The following is a 26,205-nucleotide window of genomic DNA, read 5'->3' as shown; positions in this document are numbered from 1 at the left end:
GGAATCAATTCTCCACCGGGTGTGAAAGCTCACACCCGGTTTACCCCCCTGAGATTCCCGCATATTCCCGCGCATCAGAACGCCGCCCGGTTAAGCTCCTTGGCTTCTCCGGGCGGCGTCCTGTCGTACACACCGGATCAGATGCTGCCGTCCTCCAGCATTTCGGTCACCAGCGCGGCGATCGGCGAGCGCTCCGAGCGGGTCAGCGTGACGTGCGCGAAGAGCGGGTGGCCCTTCAGCTTCTCCACCACGGCCACCACGCCGTCGTGCCGCCCGACCCGGAGGTTGTCGCGCTGCGCGACGTCATGCGTCAGCACCACCCGGGAGTTGGCCCCGATCCGGGACAACACGGTCAGCAGGACGTTCCGCTCCAGGGACTGGGCCTCGTCGACGATGACGAACGCGTCGTGCAGCGACCGGCCGCGGATATGGGTCAGCGGCAGCACCTCCAGCATGCCGCGCTCCACGACCTCCTCGATGACCTCCTTGCTCGTCACCGCCGAGAGCGTGTCGAAGACCGCCTGCGCCCAGGGGCTCATCTTCTCGGACTCGTTGCCCGGCAGATAGCCCAGCTCCTGCCCGCCCACCGCGTACAGCGGCCGGAACACCATCACCTTGCGGTGCTGACGGCGTTCCAGCACCGCCTCCAGGCCCGCGCAGAGCGCCAGCGCCGACTTGCCGGTGCCGGCCCGGCCGCCCATGGAGACGATGCCGACCTCCTGGTCCAGCAGGAGGTCCAGGGCGATGCGCTGTTCGGCGCTGCGGCCGTGGATGCCGAACGCCTCGCGGTCGCCACGCACCAGCCGCACCGCGCCGTCCTCGGTGACCCGGCCGAGCGCCTTGCCGCGCTCCGACTGGAGGACGAGCCCGGTGTGGACGGGCAGCTCGGCGGCCTCCGGTACGTGTGCGACCTCGTCGGCGAAGAGTTCGTCGACCTGATCGGCGGTGGCGGCGATCTCGCTCATGCCCGTCCAGCCGGAGTCGGTGACGGCCAGTTCGGCGCGGTATTCCTCGGCGAGCAGTCCGACGGACGACGCTTTGATCCGCATCGGCAGGTCCTTGGAGACGACGGTCACGTCGTACCCCTCGGCCTGGAGGTTGCGGGCGACGGCGAGGATCCGTGCGTCGTTGTCGCCGACGCGGCTGTGGCCGTTCCAGAACGCGGCGGGCAGGATCCCGGGGTCGGAGTGGTTGAGTTCGACTCTGAGGGTGCCGCCCAGGTCGCCGATGGGCAAGGGCGCGTCCAGCCGCCCGAACCGTACGCGGTACTCGTCCAGCAGGCGCAGCGCCTGCCGTGCGAAGTACCCCAGCTCTGGATGGTGCCTCTTGGCCTCCAGCTCCGTGACCACCACGACCGGCAGGACGACCTCGTGCTCGTCGAAGCGGGACATGGCGCCTGGATCGGCCAGCAGGACGCTGGTGTCGAGGACGTAGGTGTGCCGGCCGCTCTCACGGCGCTTGTTGCTGTTCACCACGGGTGGACGAACCCCCTCGGATGAGGTCGGGGTGCGACGGCGTCGCGGGGGACAGGACCGGGTTCTGGCCGCGCTGCGCGGGCCGAACACCGGCCCTCCGCGTCGTCCGTGCGGGTCGCACGGGCCTCCGTGATGCGCAAAGGGCCTCCCCGGCGGACGGCCCCATGCCGTCCGCTGAGATACGGCGCCCGTGTCTGATTCCGGACGCCGACCTGCCAGGAACCTTCCCGCGTTGGGGTGCGCCCATGCCCGGCGCGCGGGCGCACAGGCGGTGAACCTTGGATGACGCGCGCCGCCTACGACCGCGCCCCGGCCACCACCTGGGGTGACCGGGGCACGGGAGGAACCGGGGCCGGAGCTTCACCGGGGCACCTCCGAGGGGCACGTACCGGGCATAACGGATGCGGCGGGCTAGCCGCCGTAACGCCGGTTGCGGGCCGCGTAGTCACGCAGGGCGCGCAGGTAGTCGACCTTCCGGAAGGCGGGCCAGAAGACCTCGCAGAAGTAGTACTCGGAGTGCGCGGACTGCCAGAGCATGAATCCGGACAGGCGCTGTTCGCCGCTGGTGCGGATCACCAGGTCCGGGTCGGGCTGGCCGCTGGTGTAGAGGTGGTTGGAGATGAGGTCGATGTCGACGGTCTCGGCCAGCTCCTCGAAGGAGGTGCCGCGGTCGGCGTGTTCGAGGAGGAGGGAGCGGACCGCGTCGGCGATCTCCTGGCGGCCTCCGTACGCGACGGCGACGTTGACCAGGACGCCGGTGTTGTCGACGGTGTCCTCCTCCGCCTGCTTGAGGACGTGCTGGGTGCCCGAGGGCAGCAGGTCGCGGTTGCCGACGTGGTGGACGCGCCAGCGGCCGTCGGCGGCGAGGTCGCGCACGGTGTTCTCGATGATGCCGAGCAACGGCGTCAGTTCGACCTCGGGCCGGTCGAGGTTGTCGGTCGACAGCAGCCAGAGTGTGACCACCTCGACATCGGTCTCGGCGCACCAGCCCAGCAGTTCGCCGATCTTGACGGCGCCGGCCTGGTGGCCCTGCTCGGGCGTGCGGCCGTCGGCCCGTGCCCAGCGGCGGTTGCCGTCGAGGATGACCCCGATGTGCTTGGGCACCTGGCTGTGGTCCAGCCGGCCCTCCACCCGCCGTGCATACAGCCGGTAGACCAGATTCCGCAGTGCCTGCGGATACGGGATACGCATCCCGGAAGATCGCAGCATGAGTGTGGTCCAGCCCCTCCGTGCCCATTGGCGGTCGCCCCGTCGCCTAAGTACGTACTTTACTTCTCGGGCGTGTCGGCAGCCCCATCAGGTGTCTCTGAGGACCGTGATAGGGAGTTGACCATGACTGATTCTTCTCCGTACTGCGCCGCGGATTCGCGCTACGACTCCATGGAGTACCGGCGCACCGGACGCAGCGGCCTGAAACTTCCGGCCATCTCTCTGGGACTCTGGCACAACTTCGGTGACGACCGCACCTTGGCCTCGCAGCGCGCGATCCTGCGCCGCGCCTTCGACCTGGGCGTGACCCACTTCGACCTGGCCAACAACTACGGTCCGCCGCCCGGGTCCGCCGAGCTGAACTTCGGGAAGATCTTCGCTCAGGACTTCCGGCCCTACCGCGACGAGATCATTCTCTCGACCAAAGCGGGATATCGGATGCATCCCGGCCCGTACGGCGAATGGGGTTCGCGGAAATATCTCCTCTCCTCACTCGATGCCTCACTGAAGCGGATGGGTGTCGATTACGTCGATATCTTCTACTCGCACCGCTTCGACCCGGAAACCCCGCTGGAGGAGACGATGGGCGCCCTCGCGTCCGCCGTCCGCCAGGGGAAGGCGCTCTACGCCGGAATCTCGTCGTACAGCTCCGAGCAGACCCGGGAGGCGGCCCGGATTCTGCGCGGTATGGGCGTTCCGGCGCTGATCCACCAGCCGTCGTACTCGATGATCAACCGCTGGACCGAGGGCGACGGGCTGCTGGACACCCTGGAGAGCGAGGGCATGGGCTGCATCTCGTTCGCGCCGCTCGCGCAGGGGCTGCTCACCGACAAGTACCTGCACGGCGTCCCGGAGGGCTCACGTGCCTCGCTGGGCAAGTCGCTCGACCCGGGACTGCTCTCCGAGGACGTGGTACGGCGGCTGCGGGGGCTCAACGAGATCGCCGCCCGCCGGGGCCGGTCGCTGGCGCAGCTGGCGCTGGGCTGGGTGCTGCGGGACCCGCGGATGACGTCGGCGCTGATCGGGGCGAGCAGCGTGGCGCAGCTGGAGGCGAACATCGCGGCGCTGGGCGCCCCGGCGCTGACGGAGGCCGAGCTGTCGGAGATCGACGAGTTCGCGCAGACCACCGACGGGGTGAACATCTGGGCCCGCCGGAGCTGAGTCCGGCGGGAGGCCCGGGGCCCGGGTTTCCGGGCCGGTCCCGTGCCCGGGAGGCGGTGTGCGCCCCCTGTGCCGAGTGCCCCTGGCGTGCGCCGGGCACGGCGAAAGGCACAGGAACGGAGCCGGAAAGAAAACCGGAAAGAAAAAGCGGGCCGGTCCGTGGGGGGATACGGACCGGCCCGAGGGGGGGCTTCCACCATAACCCCATGAGCCCTGTGGTGTGCGCAACATCGCAGAACCGGTGTGCCCCGGTCGCGCGCCGGGGCGCACCGTCGCCACCCGGACGGCCGCCGCGACCCTCGTCAGGCGGCCGCCGCGACCGCCGGGAGCAGCCCGCAGAGCGCCCCGACGATCAGGTGCGGGCCGAGCGGCAGTCCACCGGGGACCGCGCGGCGCCAGGACCCGGCGGCGGCGCCCGGCGAGCAGCAGCCAGCCGTGGGCCGATCCGGTGAGGGGGTGGCCCCGGGGGCAGCCGGTGCGCCAGCCGGGGTCCGGGTCGACGCTCAGCCGGTGGACGGGCCGGGGCAGCAGCACTCCGGCGGCACCGTAGGCGGCGGCGAGGATCATCAGCGTCGGGTCACCCGATGGCCATGGAGCGCGGGGCCCGGGCGCGGGACCGGCCCGGCGGGACGGCGGGACGGCGCGGGGCGCCCGCACGGTCGCGGGCGGGCGGGCCCGGGGCGCCCGTACCTCCGCGGGCGGACGGCTGGTAGAACGGCGGCCATGGCGCGTTGGCGGGACGGTACGGGGACGATGTACGGGGCGGGCACTCCGGTCGTGGTGGAGATCGCCGCGTCCTACCGGGCGCGCAGACGGGGACTGTTGGGCCGGGACGGGGTGGCGGGAGCGCTGCTGCTGACGCCCGCGAGCGGGGTGCACACCTTCGGGATGCGGTTCGCGATCGATGTCGCCTATCTCGACCGGCAGCTGCGGGTGCTCGCGGTGCGCACCATGCCACCGGGGAGGCTGGGGCTGCCGCGTCCGCGTGCCCGCCATGTGCTGGAGGCGTCGGCGGGGGCGATGGCCGGGTGGGGGCTGGTGGCGGGGGCCCAACTGACGGTTCGTACGGGGGAAGCGGCCCCGTAGGGGACGAGGCCGGGGCACCCTTCGGCGGAGCCGCCCCGTAGGCGACGGGGCCACGGGCGCCCTTCGGCGGGGAGCCGCGCGGTGGCGGCGCCGCCCGGAAGGTCCAGAGAGTTGCCTGCGAAAGGACCAGCAAACCCCGGCGCCCCATCACCACCCACAGGAACCCTCCCTGATACGTCAATCCTCCCGAGGGAAACTGACCTCCACCCGACGGTTCTTCTTCCGCCCCTCCTCCGTGGAGTTGTCCGCGATCGGGTACTGCTCGCCGTAGCCGCGGATTTCGAAAGTGACGGCGGAGCCGAGGTCCTCGGCGAGGCGGCGTTGGACGGCTCCGGCGCGTTCACGGGAGAGGGTCACGCCGTGGGCGGCGGAGCCGAGGTCGTCGGTGAAGCCGAAAACCCGCAGCTTCTTGGCGTGCTGTTTCGTGACCTCGTCGGCGATGGCGGCGATGCGGGAGCGCGCGTCGTCGGTGAGCTCGGCGCTGTCCTTGCCGAACAGCACCTCCGCCTGGAGCGCGAACGTCACATTGTCGTTGGTGTCCTGGCGGCGTTCGGCGCCGTCGTCGGTCTCCACGACGGACTTGATGTTCAGGACCTTCGACGGGGCCAGCGTGGCGCCCTGCACCATCCGCAGATCGGGATCGCGCGCATCGATGGCGACCGGCGGGGTGGTGTCCTCGGTCAGGCCGGGCGGGGTGTCGGCGTGCGCCACGGGGGCGGCGAGCCCGGTGGCCAGCAGCAGGGCGGCGGCGGTGACGGCGCGTCCGGTCCGGGCGGCGCGCGGCGGATGCGTACCGGTGGGGCGGGTGCCGGTCGGGTGGGGGCGTGGCGGGTGCGTCGCGGGCATGGGCGCGGTCACTCCGTGATCCGTACGTCGGCGGGCGGCATCGTCGGGAGCTGGAAGTCGACCTCGGTGACCTTGGCGGGCGGGGCGGGGAACTGCGCGAAAACCGGGCGGCTCTCGCCGGGCCGCAACCCGCTCAGGCCCGTGGTGCACAGGCATTCGCCGTCGGTGTCGCGCAGCACGAGGTACCGCTTCTTGCCCGCCTTGTCGACGAGGGTGGCGCCGGAGAGAGAGGAGCGGGAGCGGAGTTCGGATTCGTTGGAGCGCCAGTCGATGGCGTTGAAGACACGGGTGCCGTGGTTGGCGACGGTGCCGTTGACGGTGACGAAGCCGCCGGAGTCGCGGACGACGGAGTGCAGGGTGACGGTGACGCCGTCCGGGCCCTTCATCTCGCCGATGGCCTTGTCGACGTCGGCGGCGGGGGCGGTGGGCTCGGCGGGTGCGGGACCGGCGTTGCGGGCCGGGGCCCGGTCGTCCGTCCGTCCTCCCCCGGCGTCGCCGTCACCGCAGCCGGCGACGACCAGCGCCAGGCCGACCGCGACGGCCGTGGCGGCCGCTCCTCGGGCGGCTTTCGTGGTGCGCCGCATGCTCATGGGTGCCAATCCTTCGGTCGTCAGCGGTTCGGTGGGCGGTCGGCGGCGCCCGGGACCGGCGGCGCGGTCATCGGGCGAGCCGTACGGCGAAGAGGTCGGTGGCCTCGGGCAGTCCGCGGCCGTCGTGAAGATCGCCGGGCTCCAGATGCCATGCCTTCCCGTCGCAGACGAGCCCGGGGAGGGGGGCGTCGTCCGTGCCGTGGGGGTCGTCCTTCCCCTTTCCCTCACCGGGGTCGCCGGTGCCGTGTCCGGGGGTGGAGGAGGGTACTCCCCCGCCGGGGGTGTGCGGTCCGGTTGTCGGGGGCGTGTCGCCGGTCGCGCCCGCGTGGCAGCGGGGTTCGACGACGGCGGTGGCGGTGGCCCGGGCGTGGGCGGACTCCGTACCGGGGACGACGGAGCGGCCGACGGCGGAGCGGGCGCGGACCTGGACGGCGAAGGAGGTGGGCCAGGAGTCGGGGGTGCAGGCGGTGAGGACCGCGTCGTTGCGTCCGGCGAACCAGCCGGCGTTGTCGCAGGCGGCGCGGGAGTCGGCGCCGCGGCCCTCCAGCAGATCGCGCCAGTCGGCGCCGGAGCGCAGCGCGTCGAAGAGGTTCTCGGTCAGCCGGTCGCGGTACTTCTGCCCGGCGGCGAGGGCGGCGGCGTCGGCGGCGGTCTGGGCGCCGCCCCGGCTCGCGGCCGCCTGGCCGACGGCGAAGAACGCGAGGGCGAGGAAGAGCAGCCCGGCGACCGCCACGATGTACACCGGGAACGCCTGTCCGGCATCGCGCGGCGGGCGGGCGGCGGGGGCGGTCATGGCAGCGCCGGGCGGGGCGGGTGCGGGGGCGCGGCCCGCTAGATGCCGACGACTTCGGAGATCTTGTCGGCGATGGCGTTCGCGATCTGGCTGCCGAAGTCCGTGGTGGACAGCACCAGGACGATCGCCACAACCACCGCGATGATGCCGAGGTACTCGATCGAGGTCTGCCCCCGGTCGTCGTTCCCCACAATCCGCTTCACCATCGACTTCTCCTCCATGGGCCCCCGCACCTCTCTGGTCCGGCTGGGCAGTCCCCGTGGTGTCGGCGCGTAGCTTCGCGGTCACGACACGAGAAAAGTACGCCGGAAAGGCGCTCGTGGAACAGGGAATCCCTACCCCAACCTGTTCGGAGGACACGGCGAGGGGCCAGAGCGAAAGAATTCGGCCATCCGGCGTGCGTGGCGGAAGCGGCGCCCCTCGCACTCCGTTCACCCCCGATCCCCCTGCGGTCCCCGCGCGGGACATCCCGTACCTCGATGGCGGCTCCACTGTGACACAACTCGTTGCTCCTGCGAAGGAGTTGGCGGCAAGCCGCCGTCGTCCGCGTACGGTTTTGGCCGCGTGCCCACATCCGGTACGCGGCGCTCCGCCGGGCGCCCGGAGCGGTCCGGCGATACGGCCGTCCGGGCGCGGCGCGCGGCGCGTCCGGGTGAGTATGGCGGCGCCAATTCGGCGGCTTTCATTTCCCCATCAGCGAGCCGAAATCGGTGCCGGAGCCGAGGAAGAACCCGGCGATCAGCAAAATCATGGTCGCCGGGACCATGAAGGTGGTGACGACCATGGTGGCCTTGGGGACGGCGCGGGCGGCCCGGCGGCGGGCGTTCTGCGCGTCGGTGCGCCGCATGTCGTCGGCGATCTGGATGAGCGTGTCGACGATCGGCGCGCCCAGCTCCTCGCCCTGCTGGAGCGCGGTGACGAACTGCGCGACCTGCTCGGAGTCGTTGCGTTTGCGCAGTTCCTCGAAGGCCGTACGGCGGCTGACGCCCATGTCCATCTGGCGCAGGGTGATGCGCAGTTCGTCTGCCCAGGGGCCTTCGTAGCGGTCGGCGACGCGGTCGAGGGCCTGGCGGAAACCGAGCCCCGCGCTGACGACCACGGCGAGGACGTCGAGGAAGTCCGGCAGGGTCCGTTCGATGGTGTCCTTGCGCTGCCGGATGGCGGAGCGGATGCCGACCTCGGTCCAGAAGCAGGCGAACAGCACCATCAGCACACCGAGCAGTGGCTGGCCGCGCAGGAACATCACCAACGCGCCGAACAGCCCGAGCGCGCCGTAGACCGCGCGCCGGGCGGCGTAGCGGTCGACGGTCAGCCCGCCCGGGTTGCCCGCCAGGTCGATGCGGCGGCGCAGGCGCGAGACGCGTTCCGGGCCCATCAGCCGCAGCACCAGCGGCGCGTAGCGCATGCCCGTACGGTCGACGGCCGAGCCGACGGCGGTGGTGCGGCGGGCGCCGACCTCCAGGGAGAGGGCGAGGTCGGGCGGGAGTTTCGCCTCGCGGCGGTAGAGCGCGAGTCCGCCGCAGACGCCCGCGACGGACAGCGCGCAGAGCAGCGCCAGCAGGATTCCGGTGCCCATGCGTTGCCTGTCCCTAGACGTCGATCTTGGAGAGCCGTCGGATGAGGAAGAAGCCCAGTCCGTAGAGGACGAACGCGGCGACGACGGCGAGTTGGCCGAGGAAGGAGGAGGTCATCCGGTCGATGGCGCCGGGGGCGATGCGGTTCATCAGCAGCAGGGTGCCGATGCCGAGCAGCGGCACCACGTACGCGGTGACGGTGACCTGGGAGAGCTGGGTGCGGACCTCGCGGCGGGTCTCCTTGCGCTCCTCCAGTGTGCGGGTGAGGTTGCGCAGCGAGCCGACGACCGTGCCGCCGGCGCGGTTGGCGAGGACCAGGGTGGTGACGAGGACGACGAGTTCGCGGGAGGGAAGGCGTTCGGCGAGTTCACCGAGCGCTTCCTCGACGGAGTGACCGACGGCGAGTTTGTCGGACACCTTGGCCAGTTCCTGACCCGCCGGTGCCTCCAGCTCTTCGGCGGCCATGCCCAGCGCGGTGCGCAGCGCCAGGCCCGCCTGGGTGGCGTTGGCGAGGATGCGGGACAGCTCTGGGAGCTGGTTGATGAACCGTTCGGTGCGCTTGCGGCGCTGCCAGTCGAGGAAGGCGAACGCGGCCCAGACGGCGGCGAGCGCGGCGATCGGCCCGAAGAACGCGGCGAGGACGGCGTGCGCGAGCAGCCAGAGGGCGACGACCGTCCCGGCCAGGTAGGCGGTGAACTCGCCGGGGGTGGCGTCGAGTCCGGTGGCGGCCAGCCGCTTCTCCAGGCGGCGGCCGTAGCGGGTGGCGCGGACCGCGCGGTCGAGGGCGGCGAAGCGGCGGCCCCGGCCGGACACCGGCAGGCGGTCGTCGGCGAGCCGGTCCACGACGGCGCGGCGCCGGTCGCGCCCGGACGCGTAGAGCTGGAGTCCGGCGACGGCGAGGGCGCAGCTGAGCAGGGCGGCGCCGACGGTGAGGAGCGCGGGGTCGAGGGCGCGCGTCATCGGGTCTCCCGGGTGGCGAGCTGGTCGTCGGTGGCGGCGACGCCGAAGGCGGGCGGGACGGACTCGCCCGCCATCCGCAGGCGTTCGGCGGTGCGGCGCGGCAGCGGGAAGTGGCGGATGCGGCCGTGGACCTGCCGGTCGGCGGTCATCGGTTCGGTCTCGAAGCGGCAGACGGCGGCGAGGCGGTACGCCTGGTGGCCGCGGGAGTCGAGGAGGGCGACCTCGGTGATGCGGCGGGCGCCGTCGGCGCCGCGCCCGAGCTGGACGAGGCAGTCGACGGCGCTGTTGATCTGGTCGCGCAGCGCCTCGAAGGGGATCTTGACGTCGGACATGGAGGCGAGGGTCTGGAGCCGCATCAGGGCGTCCTCGGCGCTGTTGGCGTGGACGGTGGCGAGGGAGCCGTCGTGGCCGGTGGACATGGCCTGGAGCATGTCGAGGGTCTCGCCGCCGCGGACCTCGCCGACGATGATGCGGTCGGGGCGCATGCGCAGGGAGTTGCGGACGAGGTCGCGGATGGTGATGCGGCCCTTGCCCTCGACGTTGGGCGGGCGGGACTCCAGGCGGATGACGTGGCTCTGCTGGAGCTGGAGTTCGGCGGCGTCCTCGACGGTGATGATCCGCTCGCCGTCCGGGATGAGCCCGGAGAGCGCGTTGAGCAGGGTGGTCTTCCCGGCGCCGGTGGCCCCGGAGACGACGATGTTGAAGCGGGCGCGGACGAGGGCGGCGAGCAGCAGCAGCGTCTGCTCGTCGAGGGTGCCCATGCCGAGGAGTTCGGCGAGGGCGTAGGCGCGGGGGAAGCGGCGGATGGTGAGGACGGCGCCGTTGAGGGCGAGCGGCGGGATGATGACGTTGACGCGTTCGCCGGACGGCAGCCGGGCGTCGACCATCGGATTCGACTCGTCCACGCGGCGGTTGACGGTGGAGACGATCCGCTCGATCGTCTGCATCAGCTGCTCGTGGGAGGCGAAGCGGACGGGGACGGGCTCGACGCGGCCGTGGCGTTCGACGTAGATCCGGTCGGGGCCGTTGACCATGATCTCGGTGATGGAGGCGTCTTCGAGGAGCGGTTCGAGGACGCCGAGGCCCAGCGCCTCGTCGACGACGCGGCGGATGAGCAGATCGCGTTCGGCGGTGGAGAGGACCGGGCCCTCGCGGCTGATGATGTGGCCAAGGACGCGCTCCAGGCGGGAGCGGCGTTCGGCGGCGGTCAGCGCGGACATCTCCGCGAGGTCGATCTCCTGGAGGAGCTTGGCGCGGTAGACGGGCACCAGCCGTCCGTCGGAGCGGGCCTCGCCCTCCGGTTCCGGGGCGGCGATCCGGCCTTTGAGGCTCATGGCGCGAGGACTCCTTCCGGGGCGGCACCCGGTACGTGCGCGGCCGCGGGGCGGGGCATCGTCGCGCTGCGGCTGACGGTGCCGAGGGAGACACCGGGGATGAGGGAGGGCAGGGTGACGGTCGCGGTGGCACGGACCGCGTCGCCCGCGCCGTCGACGCCGATCCGGGCCCGGTCGGCGACCCACCCCGTCATCGCGGCGCGCCCGGCGGCGGCCGGGTCGCGTGGGCGGTCGAGCGGGTCGAGCGAGGCGGTCCGGGCGGCGGCGCGGGCGCCCGTACCGGCCTGCTGCACGGCGAAGGCGGCGATGCCGAGTTGGACGACGGCGAGCGCGACGACCAGCAGCAACGGCAGGAAGCCGAGGAATTCGATGGATGCCTGGCCGCGGTCGCAGGCGTGGGCGCGGGCGCGGAGGCGGGCGGGGAGGCGGAGACGGTCGCGCCTGCGCAGGCGCGGGGCGGTGGGCCGTGCGCCGGGGGCGCGGGCGGTACGGGATGCGCCGGGCCCGGCGGTACGGGTCGGCCCGGGGTCGGCGGTACGGGTCGGCCCGGGCCCGGCGGTACGGGCCTGTCCGGGGCCCGTACGGCGCGTCCCGCGGAACGGAGGCCGGCTCATCGCCCCTCCTCGTCAACGGCTCCCGCCGTGCCGCTGACCGTCCAGGGGAAGGCGGCCGCGCCCGGGAAGAGGACCGGGACCTTGAGGCGTACGGTCGCGTGCCAGAGGCCGGAGCCGGCGGCGCAGGTGGTGGTGGCGGCGGTGCGCCAGGAGGCGGGGAGTTCGCCGGTGGCGGCGGTGCGGCAGGCGCCCGGGCCGCCGCCCCGGAGCGCGACGGCGGCGCGCGCGCCCCGGTCGGCGGCGTGCGCGGCGAGCGAGAAGGTGTAGCCGAGCAGCACGAACTGCCACAGCAGCACGAGCACCAGCAGGATCAGCGGGAGCATCCCGGCGAACTCGACCGTGACCTGGCCGCGGTCTCCGGCGTAGCGGGGCCGCGGGGCCCCCCGGGCGGGACGGGGACGGGCGGAACGCGCCGCACCGGCCTGGCCGCAACCGGTCCGACGCACCGGGCCGCACCGCGCCGCACGCCTCGGGTCACCGCACCGGGCCGCCCGCACCACGCCGCCCTGTCCGCACCGCGCCGCGCTCCCCGCCCCACGGACCCGCCCCACCCCGCTCAGCCTTCCTCGTACGGAGCGGCCGGGGCCGAAGGGGCGGACGGGCCGGGGGCGGCCTGGGGAGCAGCGGGCCCGGCGGTCAGGGCCTTGCGGCGGCGGCCGGTCAGGGACGGGCGGGTGCGGTGGCCGGACTTGAGGCGGGGGACGCCGGACGAGGCGGCCACCAGGCCCAGTTCACCGGCGAGCGCCCACAGGGCCGCGCGGACGGTGGAGCGGGCGTCGAGGTCCTGCATCCGGCCGGAGTCGACGCAGGGCTGGAGCTCCTTGAAGGCGGCGGGGACGGTCGTGGCGGCGACGGTGGTGCCGGTGGCCTTGGCGATCAGCGGGGGCTGGATCTCGGTGTGCCGGGTGAGGCGGTTGACGACGGTGAGGGTGGACCCGGCCTTACGGATCCGCAGCCGGTCCCAGAGCCGGACCTGGCGTTTGGCGGCGCGTACGGCGACGACATCGGGGGTGGTCACCAGCAGGGCGGTGTCGGCGAGTTCGACGGCGGCGGCGTTGGCGGACTGCATCTGGGAGCCGCAGTCGGCAATGACGACGTCGTAGCGGGCGCGCAGCGCGGTGACGATCTGCCGGGCGGCACGGTCGTCGACCTCCTCGCCGCGTTCGCCCTCCTCGGGCGCGAGCAGCAGCGCGAGGCCGGTGGGGTGATCGTGTATGGCGTCGGCCAGCACACGGGCGGAGAGGTCGGCGATCCCGGCGAGGTCGACGACCGAGCGGCGGAACTGGACGTCCAGGTAGGAGGCGATGTCGCCGGACTGGAGGTCGAGGTCGACGAGGGCGACGCGGCGGCCCGCCTGACGGGCGGCGAGGGCGAGTTGGACAGCGATGACGGTGGTGCCGGTGCCGCCCTTGGCACCGGTGACGGTGAGCAGCGTCCCGGCCGGTCCCGGAGGTGCCTCGCGGCCGCCGCCGAGGTGGACGCGGACCCCGGCGGCCCACTGGGCGGCGGCCTGGACGCGGGCGGCGAGTTCGTCGGGGCCGAGCGGCAGCCCGGCGACGCCGCGGGCGCCCGCGTCCATGGCGGCGGAGTACAGCGCGGGCCCCGCGTCGGCGGTGAGCAGGACGACGCCGACGGCGGGGAAGCGGAGCGCGACCTCACGGATCAGGTCGAGGGCGGGCAGCGGTCCGATGCGTTCGTGGACGAGGACGACCTCGGGCAGCGCCTCGACGGCGGCGGGCCCGGCGGCGTCCGGCGGCGCGGCTCCGGCCAGCGCGTCGAGGAGCGCGGCGGAGTCGGCGACCGGCGGCGCCGCGGCCGCGTCGGGCACCCCGGTGAGCAGGGCGGTCAGGGCGCGGGCGGCGTCGGGGTCACCGACGGCGGGCAGGATGCGGATGGTCACCGGGGCCTCCGGGTCACTTGTCGCCGTCCAGGGTGTAGGTGCGCTCGCCCGGCGGGATGGCGCGGTCGGAGCCGGGGGCGAGCAGGGCGAGGCGTACGTGGGAGGCGAAGGACTCGGCGTAGGCGACGCGTTGGGCGTCCTTGGTGTCGAGCGAGAAGGTGATCGGGACGGCCTCCCCCTCGCGGCGGGTGCCGGAGGCGTCGCCGGGGTCCTGGGCGGCGAGCGGCGTCAGCTTGCCGACGTCGATGACCTGGGCACCGGCCACGATGACCTTGGAGACCGGCTTGTCCTCGGGGCGCTTGCCCTCGAAGGTGGCGTAGATGTTGACCCGGGCGCCCGGGGTGATCTTCCCGGCGACGCCGGTGGCCGCGTCGATCATGATGGCGATCTCCTGGCGGCCGGGCTGGAGCGCGGGCCGGGCGACGATCATGTCGTTCTGGAGCAGCGAGCCCTTGTGGAGCGGGGTGACCGCTATCTTCCCGCTGAGGGCGTCGAGGTGGGTGACGGCGGTCGGCGGCAGCCAGCGCTCGGGCATCGCCACCTTCTCGAACTGCCCCGGGTCCAGCGGGGTGTAGGCCGCCACATCGGCCTTCAGCCGGTACGCGGTCCGCTCCGGGCCGACCTTCGACTCGACGTTACGGATGACGGAGAGCACCCCGGCGAAGGTGCCGGCCGCGCAGAGGACCGACAGCAGGAGCAGGATCAGGCCGCGGCGCTGACGTGCGTTCATGGGTGGGGGACCTCGATCGGGGCGGGACGGGGCTGCTGCGGACGGGGAACGCCCCCGGGCACGCCGGGCGGCGCCACCGGGGAAAGCCCGAGGGCGTACGGGGGGCCGAAGGGGGGCAAGGCGGGGGGCATGGGCCCGATGGGCGGTGGCCCGATGGGCGGTGGCCCGATGGGCGGCGGTCCGGCGAACGGGCCGCCGGGTAGGGGACCGGGGAGCGGCGGGCCGCCCGGGTACACGCCTGGGTACGGCGAACCGGTGGGCGGTGCGTCCGGTGGCAACGAGACGGGGACCGCGGGGAGACCCGGTACGCCCGCCGTACCGGGGGTGCCCGGCCTCCCGGGAACGCCCGGCACTCCCGGCGCGCCGAACGGCTGGGCAGCGGGCGGCGCTTCCCCCGGCGGCACCACACCGGGCGGCACCGCACCGGGCAACGGTCCGGGCCCCACAGCAGGGGAAACCCGCTCCCCGGCCCCCGGGCCACCGTCCACGGCGGGCCCCGGCCCGCTCCCCGGCGGCAACGCCGCAGGCGCGTTCCGCGCCCCCGCCGGGCCGCCGGTCACCGCGCGTCCACCTGCGGCAACATGCTCACCGCCGCGGCCGGCCGTACCGCAGAACGCGCAGCGGTCGCCGAGGAGTTCAAGGCCGCACCAGGCGCAGTCCTCGCGGCGCACCGAGGAGACCAGGCGGTGCAGCAGCGCCGGGTCGGGGATGGCGGCGGCGAACTCGACGAGCTTGCGGGTGCCCCACCAGTGGGCGGACTCGGCGGGCAGCGGCACCTCCTGGGCGCCGCGCACCTGCCAGGCGGGGGCGAGGACGGAGCCGACCCAGTCGCCGCTGAAATGCCCCCTGGCGACCGCCAGTTCCGTGGCGTACGAGGGGGCGGGCAGGGCGGCCTCGGTGCTGTGGCGCTCCACTCTGACCAGGTGCGGCGCGGGCGCGGCGAGGACCGCGAACTGCACGCCGGGCAGCCAGGACGTCATATGGGCGCGGAGGTCGACCTCGACGCGCTCCAGCCCGCCGACCGTACCGAGCAGCGCCCCGGCGTGGATGTAGTGCGCCAGCAGCCGGGCGGCGCAGGCGAGGACGCCGGGGCTGAGCGCCGAGCGGGAGAGTTCCCGCAACTGTCGGGCGAGGACGGCGAGGCCCAGGGGCGGCAGGTCCACCTTGACCAGAGCGATGCGGTCGCTCTCCAGGAGGCCACGGAGGGTGTGCAGCCGCCGTACGTGCGCCTCCGGGCAGGCGTCGGAGTGGAGGACGACGAGGTGGCCGTGGTGTTCGAGGACCGCGGCGGTCTGCGTCAACGCCTCGTCGAGCGGCTGGAGATGCGGGGCGGGGAGCACCACCGCCGCGGGGGTGGTGCGGTCGGCGGCGGGCAACGCGAGATCGGAGCCGGTGACGGCAATCGCGGTCGGCACGCGCTCCCCCACTCCCTCCGGCCTCCGAGGGCCCCGGATCGGCACTGCTTGCGCACTCGGCGCCGTACGTCCAGCACTTTATCCGCGAGATACGCCCGGGAGAACACGTTCCGGGCCACTCACCCCGCGCCTGCGGTCCCTGCGGAAGGGCCACTTCACCTCCCCGCCATCGTCACGCCCGCCACCCGCACGGGGCAACGGGTGGCGTCGGAAACCTTGACAGGAGCATTGGTCTGGACCACGTTGTACGGCAGCACAGGGGCCCCTGAGCGCGCATCCGCACACCCCCAACTCCCCCACATCCGGAGGCAGTCGTGGTTGGCGCACGAAGCAGGAAGACACGTTCCGGTACGACGAGGAAGGCGCTGCTGGCCGCGGCCGCCGCGACGGCGCTGCTGTCGGGCGGCGCGCTGTCCGCGGGCACCGCGCAGGCGGCGCCGGGGAGCCACCGGCAATCCGCCCCGGCCGCGGGCGCGTCCGCTGTGGCCAAGCACGCGGTGACCGGTTACTGGCAGAACTTCGACAACGGCGCCACCGTCCAGAAGCTGAAGGACGTCGACGACGCGTACGACATCATCGCGGTCGCCTTCGCCGACGCGACGGGCAAGCCGGGCGAGATCACCTTCCACCTCGATCCGGCGGTGGGCTACTCCTCCGCGGACGACTTCAAGGCCGACATCAAGGCGAAGCAGTCGGCGGGCACGTCGGTGATCCTCTCCGTCGGCGGCGAGAAGGGTTCGGTGTCGGTCAGCGACTCCGCCTCCGCGGACGCCTTCGCCGCATCGGTGAACCAGCTGATGGACGAGTACGGCTTCAACGGCGTCGACATCGACCTGGAGAACGGCCTGAATTCCACCTATATGACGCAGGCGCTGAAGGCGGTCCACGCCCAGCACCCCGATGTGGTGGTGACGATGGCGCCGCAGACCATCGACATGCAGTCGCCGCAGAACGAGTACTTCAAGACGGCGCTGGGGATCAAGGACTTCCTGACCGTCGTCAACATGCAGTACTACAACAGCGGTTCGATGCTGGGCTGTGACGGCAAGGTCTACTCGCAGGGCACGGTGGACTTCCTGACCGGGCTCGCCTGTATCCAGCTGGAGAACGGTCTGGATCCCTCACAGGTCGGCCTCGGCGTCCCGGCTTCCTCCAGCGCGGCGGGCGGCGGCTACACCGCGCCGTCGGTGGTCAACGACGCGCTGGACTGCCTGACGAAGGGCAGCGGCTGCGGCACGTTCAAGCCGTCGAAGACGTACCCGGGGCTGCGCGGCGTGATGACCTGGTCGACGAACTGGGACTCGGCGAACGGCAACGCCTTCGCCTCCCAGGTCGGCGGGCACGTGCACGGGCTGCCGTAGCCACCCGTGGCGCGGGCCCGGATGCGGCGGGCCTCTCCAGCGCCACCCCCCATACGGGCCGGGCCCCGCGTAGCGTGCGCGCGGGGCCCGGCCTCTTCGTATGACGCGGTATCAGCGGCGGACGCCGGACGGCTTGGGCAGCTCACAGCCGGAGGCGTTCAGGTCGAGCTTGTTCCCGGCGGTGAAGCACTTCGGGATGCCGTAGGTCTCCTGGCCGTACGGAGTGCCCTTGTGGACGGTGACCTCGCCGTTCCCGTCGACCTCGCACGGGTTGTTGAGCGTGCACTTCTCACCGTCCTCGTTGACGGTGTTGTTGATGGCGGTGACCTTGCCGGTCTCGTCGTCGACCACCGGGGAGCCGGAGGTGCCGCCGATGGTCTTGCAGTCGGTGGTGTAGCGGACCGAGTCCTTCCAGGTCCAGTCGCCCTCCTTGAGCTGGGGGACGAAACCGTCGATGGAGCAGGAGTAGGTCTGCTTCCAGTAGCCCGACACGACGGTGATCTTGTGCCCCTGGGTGGGGTGCGCGGTGTCCACCTCCAGCGGCTTGATGCCGTACTTCTGCTGGATGTCGGCGTAGGTGGAGCCGGTTTCGTACAGGGTGACGTCGGTATCGGTCATCGTGGCGTAGACGACCTTGGTGGCCTTGACGGTGCCGAGGTCACCGGCGTTGGCGTCCAGGACGGTGAAGCTGCGGCTGGAGGGCTGGTCGACGATGACCTCACCGGCGCCGGGCATCCCGGACTCCAGGCAGTGTCCGTTGGTCATGACGATCGCCGGGTCGGTGTCCTTGGACGTGGGCAGCTTGACGATCGAGCCGGAGCAGTTGCTGAGCGCGACGGTGCCGGCGAAGTCCACGGCCTTGGTGTGGACGCCGTGCTGCGCCGGGGCGGATATGGGCGTGGTCGCACGGAACGTGTGGGGGGCGTCCGTGCCGGGCTTCGAGGCGGCACCGGCCGTTCCGGCGGTGCCCACCAGGGCGGCGGCGCCCAGGACGACGGTGGCGAGGGTGCCGACGAGAGGTCGGTTCATTGTGGGGTCCTCTCACGCTGCGTACCGCAGGGCGAACAGCCCTTCGGTTTGTCGTGCGCATTGTTGGCGGGCCCGGGCCCCAGGGCAATGAATCGGCCCGAATCAAGGGGAAGTTGGCGCACCGTGCCACCTTGCGCCGCCCGGAGCGCCGGGGTCGTCCCGATCCGTCCGGCCGGCCCCTACACCACCAAGCTCACCAGCGCCGCCACCGCGAACCCGGCGACCGAGAGGACGGACTCCAGCACCGTCCACGACTTCAGCGTGTCGCGTTCGGAGATGCCGAAGTACTTCGCGACCATCCAGAAGCCGCCGTCGTTGACGTGCGAGGCGAAGATCGAACCGGCGGAGATCGCCATGATGATCAGCGCCAGGTGCGGCTGGGACAGGCCCTGGTTCTGGACGAGCGGCAGGACGATCCCGGCGGTGGTGACGATGGCGACGGTCGCCGAGCCCTGGGCGACGCGCAGCACCAGCGAGAGCAGCCAGGCCAGCACGATGACCGGCAGGCCGACGCCGTGGAAGGTGTCGGAGAGCGCGGTGGCGACGCCGCTGCCCTGGAGGACCGCGCCGAAGACGCCGCCGGCGCCGACCACCAGCAGGATGTTGCCGATCGGCTTGAGCGAGGCGGTGGAGACCCGCTCCAGCGACTTGCGCGACCAGCCGCGGCGGATGCCGAGCAGGTAGTACGCGGCGAACAGCGCGAGGGTCAGCGCGACGAACGGGTTGCCGAAGAACTCGATGACCGAGCGGAACGTGCTGGGGTCCAGCGCGATCGACGAGAACGTCGACAGCAGGATCAGGACGAGCGGTATCAGGATGATGGTGAGGACGGCGCCCAGGGACACCGGCTTCTCCTGCGGGGTGACCCCGGCGGCGCGCTGCTCGGCGAGGACCGCGGCCTTCGCCTCGTCGGCCGCCTCGGCCATGTCCTGCGGCAGTTCGACGAAGATCCGCTTGCCGATCCAGGCGGCCCACGCCCACGTCGCGAGGACCGCGGGGATGCCGCAGACCAGGCCCATCAGGATGATCCAGCCGAGGTCCACGTGGAAGAGGCTCGCGGCGGCGACGGGCCCGGGGTGCGGCGGCAGGAAGGCGTGGGTCATCGACAGCGAGCCGAGCAGCGGCAGGCAGTAGAGCAGCATCGACTTGCCGCCGCGCTTGGCCGCCGCGTAGACGATCGGGGCGAGGACGAAGATGCCGATGTCGAAGAAGACCGGGATGCCGAAGAGGAGGCCGGTCAGGCCCATGGCGAGCGGGGCGCGCTTCTCGCCGAAGAGGTTCAGCAGGCGGGTGCTGAGCACTTCACCGCCGCCGGAGACCTCCAGGATCGAGCCGAGCATGGTGCCCAGGCCGATGATGATCGCGATGTGCCCGAGGGTGCCGCCCATACCGCTTTCGATCATGGACTTCACGTCGGACTTCTGGACCGTGCCGAAGAGTTCGGTGACGGAGAGCCCGGCGCCCAGGCCGACCGCGATGGAGACGGTGAGCAGCGCCACGAACGGCTGCAGCCGGAACGTGATGATCAGCAGAAGCAGCAGGGCGATGCCGAGGACGGCGACGGTCAGCAACCCCGCGGTGCCCGGTATCAGGGCGAGCAGCCCGCCGGTGTGCGGAGGTGGCGGTGGCGCGGGGGCGGTGGCGGCGGCGGCGGCGGCGGCGAGGAACATCGTGTGACTCCGTTGTCAGCGGGGCCCGGAGGTCCGGGTGGCTCCCCTGGAATGCGTCTCGGGGCAGGGCGGACCGCGGCACGGCACCCCGGCGGTACGGGGCGCCGCGCCGTGCGGCGGGTGGTGCGGGCGAAAGTGCTTCAAGGGCAAGGCGGTTGCTCGGTGGGGGGCGGGTGCGGCCGGTCCGTCAGGTCAGCCGAGGACGGCGAGCGCGTCGATCTCGATGAGCAGGCCCTTGGGCAGACCGACGTAGACGGTCGTACGGGCGGCGGGCGCCTCCTTGAGGCCCTGCTCCTCGAAGTAGGCGTTGTAGATCTCGTTCATCTCGGCGAAGTGGTCCACGTCGGTGAGGTAGACGCGCATCATCATGACGTCGTCCCAGCTCGCGCCGCCCTCTTCGAGGATGGCCCGGACGTTGGCGAAGGTCTGGAGGGTCTGCTCGCGCAGGGTGGGACCGGCCGGGGTGGGGGCCTTGCCCTCCTCGGCGGGGAGGAAGCCGACCTGGCCGGCGACCTGGAGGATGTTGCCCTTCTTGACGCCGTGGGAGAACTTCGCCGGCGGGGTGGTGTGGGTGGCCGGGGTGAGCGCGGTCTTCTCGGTCATGGTGTTCAGGCTTCCTGTGCGGGTCCGGCTCAGGGCCGGGGGATTGCTGTTCCGGAGTACTCCCGGCTGATGGCGTCGGCGGTGCGGCGCAGCAGCGGGAGGAGGGTGAGGAGTTCGTCGGCGGTGACGACGACGTTCGGTGCGGAGACCGACATCGCGGCGACCACCCGGCCGTCGGCGCCGCGGATCGGGGCGCCGATGCAGTTGATGGACTCCTCGTGGCCGCCGAGGTCGGTGGCCCAGCCCTGTTCGCGGACCTTGGCCAGTTCGGTCAGGAAGGCCGCGGCGTTCGGCGTCGAACGGGACGTGTAGAGGGGGTAGTCGAGCTTCTCCGCGACGGCGCGGCGCTCGGGTTCGGACAGGTCGGAGAGGAGCAGCTTGGCGACGGCGGCGACGGTGATCGCGACGGGCTTGCCGATCCGCGAGTACATCCGGACCGGGTAGCGGCTCTCGACCTTGTCGATGTACAGGACCTCGTTCTCCTCGTAGACGGCGAGGTGGACGGTGTGTCCGCACTGCTCGTTGAGGGCGACGAGGTGGGGGTGGGCGATATCGCGGACGTCCAGGTTCTCGACGGCCTGCTGGGCGAGGGCGAAGAGGCGGGCGCCGAGGCGGTAGCGCTGGTCGGGCTGGCGATAGACGATGCCGTGCTCGTGCAGGGTGCGCAGCAGCCGCAGCGCGGTGGACTTGTGGACGCCGAGGCGGACCGCGACCTGTTCGAGGTTGGCCGGGCCCTCGGCGAGCAGCGGAAGGATGCTCAGTGCGCGGTCTACTGTCTGGCTCATGTCTGGGGGACCTCCACCCGTGCGTCGTGCAGCCCCGTCGTCCAGCCGGGGCCGAGTCGCAGTCTCCCCCAGTCGTCGGCGGGAAGGGCGGCGAGGCGATCGGCGAGGGCGCGTGGCGGGGGGACGGCGAGGTCGCCGGGGACGGTGAGCGCGGCGGCGGCCATCAGGTGCCCGTGCCGGATCCGGTCGAAGACCGGCAGCCCGCGCAGGGTCCCTGACAGAAAACCGGCGGCGAACGCGTCACCCGCACCGACGGAGGCGATGACGTCGACGGTGAGGGCGGGGGCGTAGGTGAGGGTGTCGGGGGTGGGGGCGGCGGCGCCGGGGTGCGCGGCGGGCGTGTCCGCGAGGGCGGCGGGCGCGGCGGCGACAGGGTGCGCGGCGGGCGCGGTCGCCCCGGCACCGGCGGCGTCCCCGGCGTCCCCGGCCTCCCCGCCATCCCTGCCGTCCCCACCCTCCCGGTGGAGAACCGTGACCCCCTCGGATCCCTGCTTGACGACGAGAACGCCCGGTTCGGGCAGCGCCGCGCGGATCGCCTCGGGCCCGTGCAGATCCCAGGCGGCCGCGGCCTCGTCCTCCCCGACGAAGACCACATCGGCGCCGCGGGCCAGGTCGAGGAGGGTTTCCGGGCCCTGCGGGCGGCCCTGCCACAGCCCGACGCGGTAGTTGACGTCGAAGGAGACGAGGGGGCGGCCCGGGGTGCGGCGGGTGAGGGTACGCAGCACGTCGAGGCAACTGTCGGAGAGGGCCGCGGTGATGCCGGTGAGGTGCAGCACCCGGGCCCCGGCGAGGGCGGCGGGCCCCGGGGAGCCGGGGGTCATGGCGGAGGCGGCGGAACCGGCGCGGTAGTAGACGACCTCGGCGGTGCCGGGCTCCTCGCCGTCGGCCCCGGTGGCCCGCTCCCCCGCCGTACGGAAGTAGACGCCGGTCGGGCGGTGCGGGTCGCGGGCGACGTGGCCGGTGTCGACGCCGTGCGCGGCGATGGCGGCGACGAGGTGGTCGCCGAAGCCGTCGGCGCCGACCCGGGAGACCCAGCGGACGCGGTGTCCGGCGGCGGCCAGGACGCAGGCGACGTTGGACTCGGCGCCGCCGATGGCGCGGTCGAAGGACGGCACATCGGCGAGGCGCCCGGGGCGGGACGGCAGGAAGGTGACCATGGACTCGCCGAGGCAGACGACGTCGGTGCCGCCCGCCGGGAGCCCGGCGCCGCGCTCGGCGGCGGCACCGTCCTGGCCTGCGGTGCCGCTGGCGTTCGAGAGCCTGGTCACGAGGGTGGTGCTCCTTAGCTGTGCCGTGCGGGGGAAGCCGTCGCCGTGGCCGGGGACCCGGCCGTACCGGAGCCGGGCGCCGAGGCCGTCCGTCCGGCGCGCGTCGCGGCGGCGGACGGTACCGGGCGGCGGCTCGGGGCGAGGGCCGGGCGGCGGTCGCGGCGCGGGCGGGCGGTGGTGGTCGCGGTGGGTGCCGGGCCTCCGGCGGCGACGCGGCCGACGACCGCTCCGACCACCGGATTTCCGGCCCGGGGCGAGGCGCGCGCCACGGCCGTTTCGACCGCCGACGCCCGCCATTGACCCGGTGATGGCTCGGATGTTAAACACCATTAAGCGATATACGCAATGAGCGTTGCACAATACGCAACGCATGCAGGCACTCGGAGGCGCCCCGCTTCGATCCGGCCCACCACCGGCCCCCGGCCACCCGGCCACCCGGCCACCTCGCGCATACTGCGCCCAGCACCGACCCGGCACGCCGCGACGCAGCCCGCGCCCGGCACCCATCCCTGAGGAGGCCCCATGGCCGACAACCGGCTCACCGACGACCGGCCCGCCACGGACCCGCACACCCCCGCGACGGCGGCGGCCCGGGCCCTCGCGGACGAACGCGTCGACCACCGCTTCAAGGCGCTCCCCCCGGACGCCGAGGGCCGCACCGTCGGCGAGCTGGCCGCCGAACGCCGCAACCTCTTCGACGGCGGCTTCACCACCCCCGTCCTCGCCCTCTCCGCCGAGTCCGTCGCGCACAACCTCGCGCTGATGGAGACGTACGCGCAGCGCCACGGCCTGGCCTTCGCCCCGCACGGCAAGACCTGCATGGCCCCGCAGCTCTTCGCCCGCCAGCTGGAGCACGGCGCCTGGGGCATCACCGCCGCCGTCCCCCACCAGGCCCGCGTCTACCGCGCCCACGGCATCGCCCGGATCTTCCTCGCCAACGAACTCGTCGACCCCGCCGCGCTGCGCTGGCTCGCCGCCGAACTGGACGCCGACCCGGAGTTCCGCTTCGCCTGCTACGTCGACTCCCCGCGCGGCGTCGAGCTGATGGACGCCGCGCTCCGTGACGCCGGGGCCCGCCGCCCCGTCGATGTCGTCATCGAACTGGGCGCGGGCGAGGGCGCCCGCACCGGTGCCCGCACCGAGGCGGACTGCCGCGAGGTGGCCGCCGCCGTCGCCGCGACCACCACCCTCCGCCTCGTCGGCGTCGCCGGTTACGAGGGCGAGGTCCCCGAGGCCGACCACACCAAGGTCACCGCCTGGCTGCGCCGCCTGGTGGCGCTCACCGCCACGTTCGACGCCGAGGGCCGCTTCGCCGGGGTGGACGAGATCGTCGTCAGCGCGGGCGGCAGCGCCTGGTTCGACGCTGTCGCCGAGGTCTTCGCCGAGATCCCCGACCTGTCCGCGCCGGTCCTGAAGCTGCTGCGCTCGGGCGCGTACGTCTCGCACGACGACGGCCACTACCGCCACCTCACCCCGTTCAACCGCGTCCCCGAAGAGGGCGCCCTCCATCCCGCGTTCCGCCTCTGGGCGCAGGTCGTCTCCCGGCCCACCCCGCACCAGGCGTTCGCCAACGCCGGGAAGCGTGACGCCGCCTACGACCTCGACCTGCCGCAGGCCCAGGTGGTCCGCTCCGCCCGGGACGGCGCCGAACGCCCCGCCACCGGCGTCACCGTCACCGGCCTGTCCGACCAGCACGCCTGGCTGGCCACCGAGTCCGCCGACGCCCTGGAGGTCGGCGACTGGGTCGGCATGGGCCTCTCCCACCCCTGCACGTCCTTCGACAAGTGGCAGCTGATCCCCCTGGTCGAGGCCGACGGCACGGTCGTCGACTTCATCCGGACGTTCTTCTAGGGGAGCGGAGGCCGGGGGGCTTCGTTCAGGAAGCCTTCCTGAACGAAGCCCCCCGGCCCCGCCCCGGCCGGTCCCCCTCCCCCACCCGACCGGCGCACTGACCCGGACACCGGCCGCACGCTCGACCGCAAGGCCGAAGTACCGAAAGGCAGCCACCCATGGACACCGTGTTCCGCGACGTACGCGTCATCGACGGATCGGGCGGCCCGTCCTACCGCGCCGACGTCGCCCTGGACGGCGGCCGGATCGCCGCCCTGCACCGCGAGGGCGACGGCGGCCCGCGCCCGTCCGCCCGCCACACGGTCTCCGCCGACGGCCTCGCCCTCGCCCCCGGCTTCATCGACATGCACGCCCACAGCGACCTCGCGCTGCTCCGCGACCCGGCGCACGAGGCGAAGGCCGCCCAGGGCGTCACCCTCGAAGTCCTCGGCCAGGACGGCCTGTCGTACGCCCCCGTCGACGACCGCACCCTGGCGGAGGTCCGCGCCCAGATCACCGGCTGGAACGGTGATGGCAGCGACATCGACTTCTCCTGGCGCTCCGTCGGCGGCTACCTCGACCGTCTCGACCACGGCTTCGACGGCGCGGGCATCGCCGTCAACGCCGCGTACCTCATCCCGCAGGGAACCGTCCGGATGCTCGCCATGGGCTGGGACGACCGCCCCGCCACCCCCGACGAGCTGGCCCGCATGAAGCAACTCGTCGCCGAGGGCCTGCACCAGGGCGCCGTCGGCCTCTCCTCCGGCCTCACCTACACCCCCGGCATGTACGCGTCCGACGCCGAACTGACCGAACTGTGCCGCGTCGTGGCCGAGTACGACGGTTACTACTGCCCGCACCACCGCTCCTACGGCGCCGGGGCGCTCCAGGCGTACGAGGAGATGGTCGCCCTCACCCGCGAGGCGGGCTGCGCCCTCCACCTCGCCCACGCCACCATGAACTTCGGCGTCAACAAGGACCGCGCCCCCGAACTCCTCGCCCTCCTCGACGCGGCGCTCGACGGCGGCGCCGACATCTCGCTCGACACGTACCCGTACACCCCCGGCTGCACGACGCTCGTCGCGATGCTGCCGAGCTGGGCGAGCGAGGGCGGGCCGGACGCGATCCTCGCCCGCCTCCGGGACGAGGAGAGCGCCGCCCGTATCCGTCACACCATGGAGGTCGAGGGCGCCGACGGCTGCCACGGCGTCCCCATCGAGTGGGACACCATCGAGATCTCCGGGACGACGGATCCGGCGCTCGCCGCCTACGTCGGCAGGACCGTCGCGGACAGCGCCGCCGAGCGTGGCGAGGAGCCGTGGACCGTCGCCCGCCGCCTGCTCCTGGAGGACCGCCTCGGCCCGACGATCCTCCAGCACGTCGGCCACGAGGAGAACGTCCGCCGCATCATGCGCCACCGCGTCCACACCGGCGGCTCCGACGGCATCCTCCAGGGCGCCAAGCCGCACCCGCGCGCCTACGGCACGTTCCCCCACTACCTGGGCCGCTACGTCCGTGAGCTGGGCGTTTTCTCCCTGGAGGAGTGCGTCGCGCACCTCACGTCCCGCCCCGCCGCCCGTCTGCGCCTGCCCGACCGGGGCCTGATCCGCGAGGGCTACCGCGCCGACCTCGTCCTCTTCGATCCGGACACGGTCGCCGCGGGCTCCACCTTCGACGCCCCGCGCACCCTGCCCACCGGTATCCCGCACGTCCTCATCGACGGCCAGTTCGTCATCGAGAACGGCCATCGGACGGAGGTCCTGGCGGGCCGGTCGGTCAGGCGCGCAACGCCCCGCCCTTGACCGCCGAAACGAAGCTGCCCCAGGCACCGGACCCGAAGATCAGCGTGGCGCGGGCCCGGTCCTTGGTGTCGCGAACGGGGACGATTCCGGGGAGGTCGTCGGCGACCTCGATGCAGTTGCCGCCGTCGCCGTTGGTGTAGGTGCTCGTTCGCCAAACGGCGGCACTCAAA

The 26,205-nt window shown here is 73.0% G+C and carries 25 protein-coding genes; 5 read left to right on the top strand and 20 right to left on the bottom strand.

The window, feature by feature from the left end:
- Positions 1 to 137 precede the first annotated feature (137 nt).
- Together OG422_RS20450 and OG422_RS20445 are read right to left on the bottom strand one after the other, a co-directional pair.
- Positions 138 to 1,475, bottom strand: coding sequence for a PhoH family protein (locus OG422_RS20450; protein ID WP_143942072.1), 1,338 nt, complete (start codon positions 1,473 to 1,475; stop codon positions 138 to 140).
- Between the two features lie 411 nt (positions 1,476 to 1,886).
- Complete coding sequence (locus tag OG422_RS20445; protein WP_405747925.1) at positions 1,887 to 2,666, bottom strand: isoprenyl transferase; 780 nt, start codon at positions 2,664 to 2,666, stop codon at positions 1,887 to 1,889.
- A 141-nt stretch (positions 2,667 to 2,807) separates the two neighbouring features.
- On the opposite strand from OG422_RS20445, the gene mgrA reads away from it, so the two are divergent.
- Positions 2,808 to 3,845: an L-glyceraldehyde 3-phosphate reductase gene (gene mgrA / locus OG422_RS20440; protein WP_405744140.1), complete on the top strand. Its 1,038-nt coding sequence runs from the start codon at positions 2,808 to 2,810 to the stop codon at positions 3,843 to 3,845.
- Between the two features lie 723 nt (positions 3,846 to 4,568).
- Positions 4,569 to 4,931 carry a DUF192 domain-containing protein gene (locus OG422_RS20435; protein WP_405744138.1) on the top strand — a complete coding sequence of 121 codons (363 nt, stop codon included), beginning with the start codon at positions 4,569 to 4,571 and terminating at the stop codon, positions 4,929 to 4,931.
- Between the two features lie 177 nt (positions 4,932 to 5,108).
- Here the strand turns inward: OG422_RS20435 and OG422_RS20430 are convergent, their stop codons facing one another.
- From OG422_RS20430 to OG422_RS20375, 12 genes are all read right to left on the bottom strand, one after another.
- Entirely contained in the window at positions 5,109 to 5,777 is a 669-nt protein-coding gene (locus tag OG422_RS20430) for an OmpA family protein (protein ID WP_405744136.1), read from the bottom strand.
- 8 nt (positions 5,778 to 5,785) lie between these two features.
- Positions 5,786 to 6,367 (bottom strand): hypothetical protein, encoded by a 582-nt coding sequence (locus OG422_RS20425; RefSeq protein ID WP_405744134.1) that lies wholly within the window; start codon positions 6,365 to 6,367, stop codon positions 5,786 to 5,788.
- 67 nt (positions 6,368 to 6,434) lie between these two features.
- Entirely contained in the window at positions 6,435 to 7,160 is a 726-nt protein-coding gene (locus OG422_RS20420; RefSeq protein ID WP_405744132.1) for a pilus assembly protein TadG-related protein, read from the bottom strand.
- 38 nt (positions 7,161 to 7,198) lie between these two features.
- Positions 7,199 to 7,366, bottom strand: a complete 168-nt coding sequence (locus OG422_RS20415; protein ID WP_405744130.1) for a hypothetical protein — start codon at positions 7,364 to 7,366, stop codon at positions 7,199 to 7,201.
- Between the two features lie 476 nt (positions 7,367 to 7,842).
- Positions 7,843 to 8,736: a DUF5936 domain-containing protein gene (locus OG422_RS20410; RefSeq protein WP_143944352.1), complete on the bottom strand. Its 894-nt coding sequence runs from the start codon at positions 8,734 to 8,736 to the stop codon at positions 7,843 to 7,845.
- A 13-nt stretch (positions 8,737 to 8,749) separates the two neighbouring features.
- Positions 8,750 to 9,694 (bottom strand): type II secretion system F family protein, encoded by a 945-nt coding sequence (locus OG422_RS20405; protein WP_405744128.1) that lies wholly within the window; start codon positions 9,692 to 9,694, stop codon positions 8,750 to 8,752.
- On the bottom strand, positions 9,691 to 11,028 hold the full coding sequence (locus tag OG422_RS20400) for a CpaF family protein (protein WP_405744126.1): 1,338 nt from the start codon (positions 11,026 to 11,028) through the stop codon (positions 9,691 to 9,693). Before OG422_RS20400 ends, OG422_RS20405 begins: the two co-directional genes overlap by 4 nt.
- Complete coding sequence (locus OG422_RS20395) at positions 11,025 to 11,642, bottom strand: TadE/TadG family type IV pilus assembly protein (protein WP_405744124.1); 618 nt, start codon at positions 11,640 to 11,642, stop codon at positions 11,025 to 11,027. Before OG422_RS20395 ends, OG422_RS20400 begins: the two co-directional genes overlap by 4 nt.
- A complete protein-coding gene (locus tag OG422_RS20390; protein ID WP_405744122.1) occupies positions 11,639 to 11,965 on the bottom strand; it encodes a pilus assembly protein in 327 nt (108 codons plus the stop codon). Before OG422_RS20390 ends, OG422_RS20395 begins: the two co-directional genes overlap by 4 nt.
- A 233-nt stretch (positions 11,966 to 12,198) precedes the next feature.
- Positions 12,199 to 13,542 (bottom strand): CpaE family protein, encoded by a 1,344-nt coding sequence (locus OG422_RS20385; RefSeq protein WP_405744120.1) that lies wholly within the window; start codon positions 13,540 to 13,542, stop codon positions 12,199 to 12,201.
- A gap of 13 nt (positions 13,543 to 13,555) precedes the next feature.
- Positions 13,556 to 14,272 (bottom strand): Flp pilus assembly protein CpaB, encoded by a 717-nt coding sequence (cpaB, locus tag OG422_RS20380; protein WP_405744118.1) that lies wholly within the window; start codon positions 14,270 to 14,272, stop codon positions 13,556 to 13,558.
- Positions 14,269 to 15,687: a hypothetical protein gene (locus tag OG422_RS20375; RefSeq protein ID WP_405744116.1), complete on the bottom strand. Its 1,419-nt coding sequence runs from the start codon at positions 15,685 to 15,687 to the stop codon at positions 14,269 to 14,271. Before OG422_RS20375 ends, cpaB begins: the two co-directional genes overlap by 4 nt.
- A gap of 314 nt (positions 15,688 to 16,001) precedes the next feature.
- Between OG422_RS20375 and OG422_RS20370 the strand changes: the two genes are divergently transcribed.
- Positions 16,002 to 17,048: a chitinase gene (locus tag OG422_RS20370; RefSeq protein WP_405744114.1), complete on the top strand. Its 1,047-nt coding sequence runs from the start codon at positions 16,002 to 16,004 to the stop codon at positions 17,046 to 17,048.
- A gap of 111 nt (positions 17,049 to 17,159) precedes the next feature.
- On the opposite strand, the gene OG422_RS20365 is transcribed toward OG422_RS20370, so the two are convergent.
- The 5 genes from OG422_RS20365 to OG422_RS20345 all read right to left on the bottom strand — a co-directional run bounded on the left by OG422_RS20365 (position 17,160) and on the right by OG422_RS20345 (position 22,403).
- Entirely contained in the window at positions 17,160 to 18,077 is a 918-nt protein-coding gene (locus tag OG422_RS20365; protein ID WP_405744112.1) for a serine protease, read from the bottom strand.
- Between the two features lie 179 nt (positions 18,078 to 18,256).
- Positions 18,257 to 19,747 carry a GntP family permease gene (locus OG422_RS20360; RefSeq protein WP_405744110.1) on the bottom strand — a complete coding sequence of 497 codons (1,491 nt, stop codon included), beginning with the start codon at positions 19,745 to 19,747 and terminating at the stop codon, positions 18,257 to 18,259.
- Between the two features lie 192 nt (positions 19,748 to 19,939).
- Positions 19,940 to 20,350 carry a RidA family protein gene (locus OG422_RS20355; protein WP_405744108.1) on the bottom strand — a complete coding sequence of 137 codons (411 nt, stop codon included), beginning with the start codon at positions 20,348 to 20,350 and terminating at the stop codon, positions 19,940 to 19,942.
- Between the two features lie 29 nt (positions 20,351 to 20,379).
- Positions 20,380 to 21,135 (bottom strand): IclR family transcriptional regulator, encoded by a 756-nt coding sequence (locus OG422_RS20350; RefSeq protein WP_405744106.1) that lies wholly within the window; start codon positions 21,133 to 21,135, stop codon positions 20,380 to 20,382.
- Positions 21,132 to 22,403, bottom strand: a complete 1,272-nt coding sequence (locus OG422_RS20345) for a sugar kinase (RefSeq protein ID WP_405744104.1) — start codon at positions 22,401 to 22,403, stop codon at positions 21,132 to 21,134. The genes OG422_RS20350 and OG422_RS20345 overlap by 4 nt, the downstream gene beginning before the upstream one ends.
- A 522-nt stretch (positions 22,404 to 22,925) precedes the next feature.
- Here OG422_RS20345 and OG422_RS20340 point away from each other — a divergent pair.
- Positions 22,926 to 24,254 carry an alanine racemase gene (locus tag OG422_RS20340; protein ID WP_405744102.1) on the top strand — a complete coding sequence of 443 codons (1,329 nt, stop codon included), beginning with the start codon at positions 22,926 to 22,928 and terminating at the stop codon, positions 24,252 to 24,254.
- 158 nt (positions 24,255 to 24,412) lie between these two features.
- On the top strand, positions 24,413 to 26,035 hold the full coding sequence (locus OG422_RS20335; RefSeq protein ID WP_405744100.1) for an amidohydrolase family protein: 1,623 nt from the start codon (positions 24,413 to 24,415) through the stop codon (positions 26,033 to 26,035).
- Here OG422_RS20335 and OG422_RS20330 read toward each other — a convergent pair.
- On the bottom strand, positions 26,010 to 26,204 hold the full coding sequence (locus OG422_RS20330; RefSeq protein ID WP_405744098.1) for a DUF397 domain-containing protein: 195 nt from the start codon (positions 26,202 to 26,204) through the stop codon (positions 26,010 to 26,012). The two genes, OG422_RS20335 and OG422_RS20330, sit on opposite strands and share 26 nt — an antisense overlap.
- Position 26,205: the final 1 nt, after the last annotated feature.

This window comes from Streptomyces sp. NBC_01525, assembly GCF_045040405.1.
GTDB classification, from domain to species: Bacteria; Actinomycetota; Actinomycetes; order Streptomycetales; family Streptomycetaceae; genus Streptomyces; species Streptomyces benahoarensis.
The sequence above is the reverse complement of the archived record's forward strand: the minus strand, read 5'-3'. Positions and strand labels throughout refer to the sequence as shown.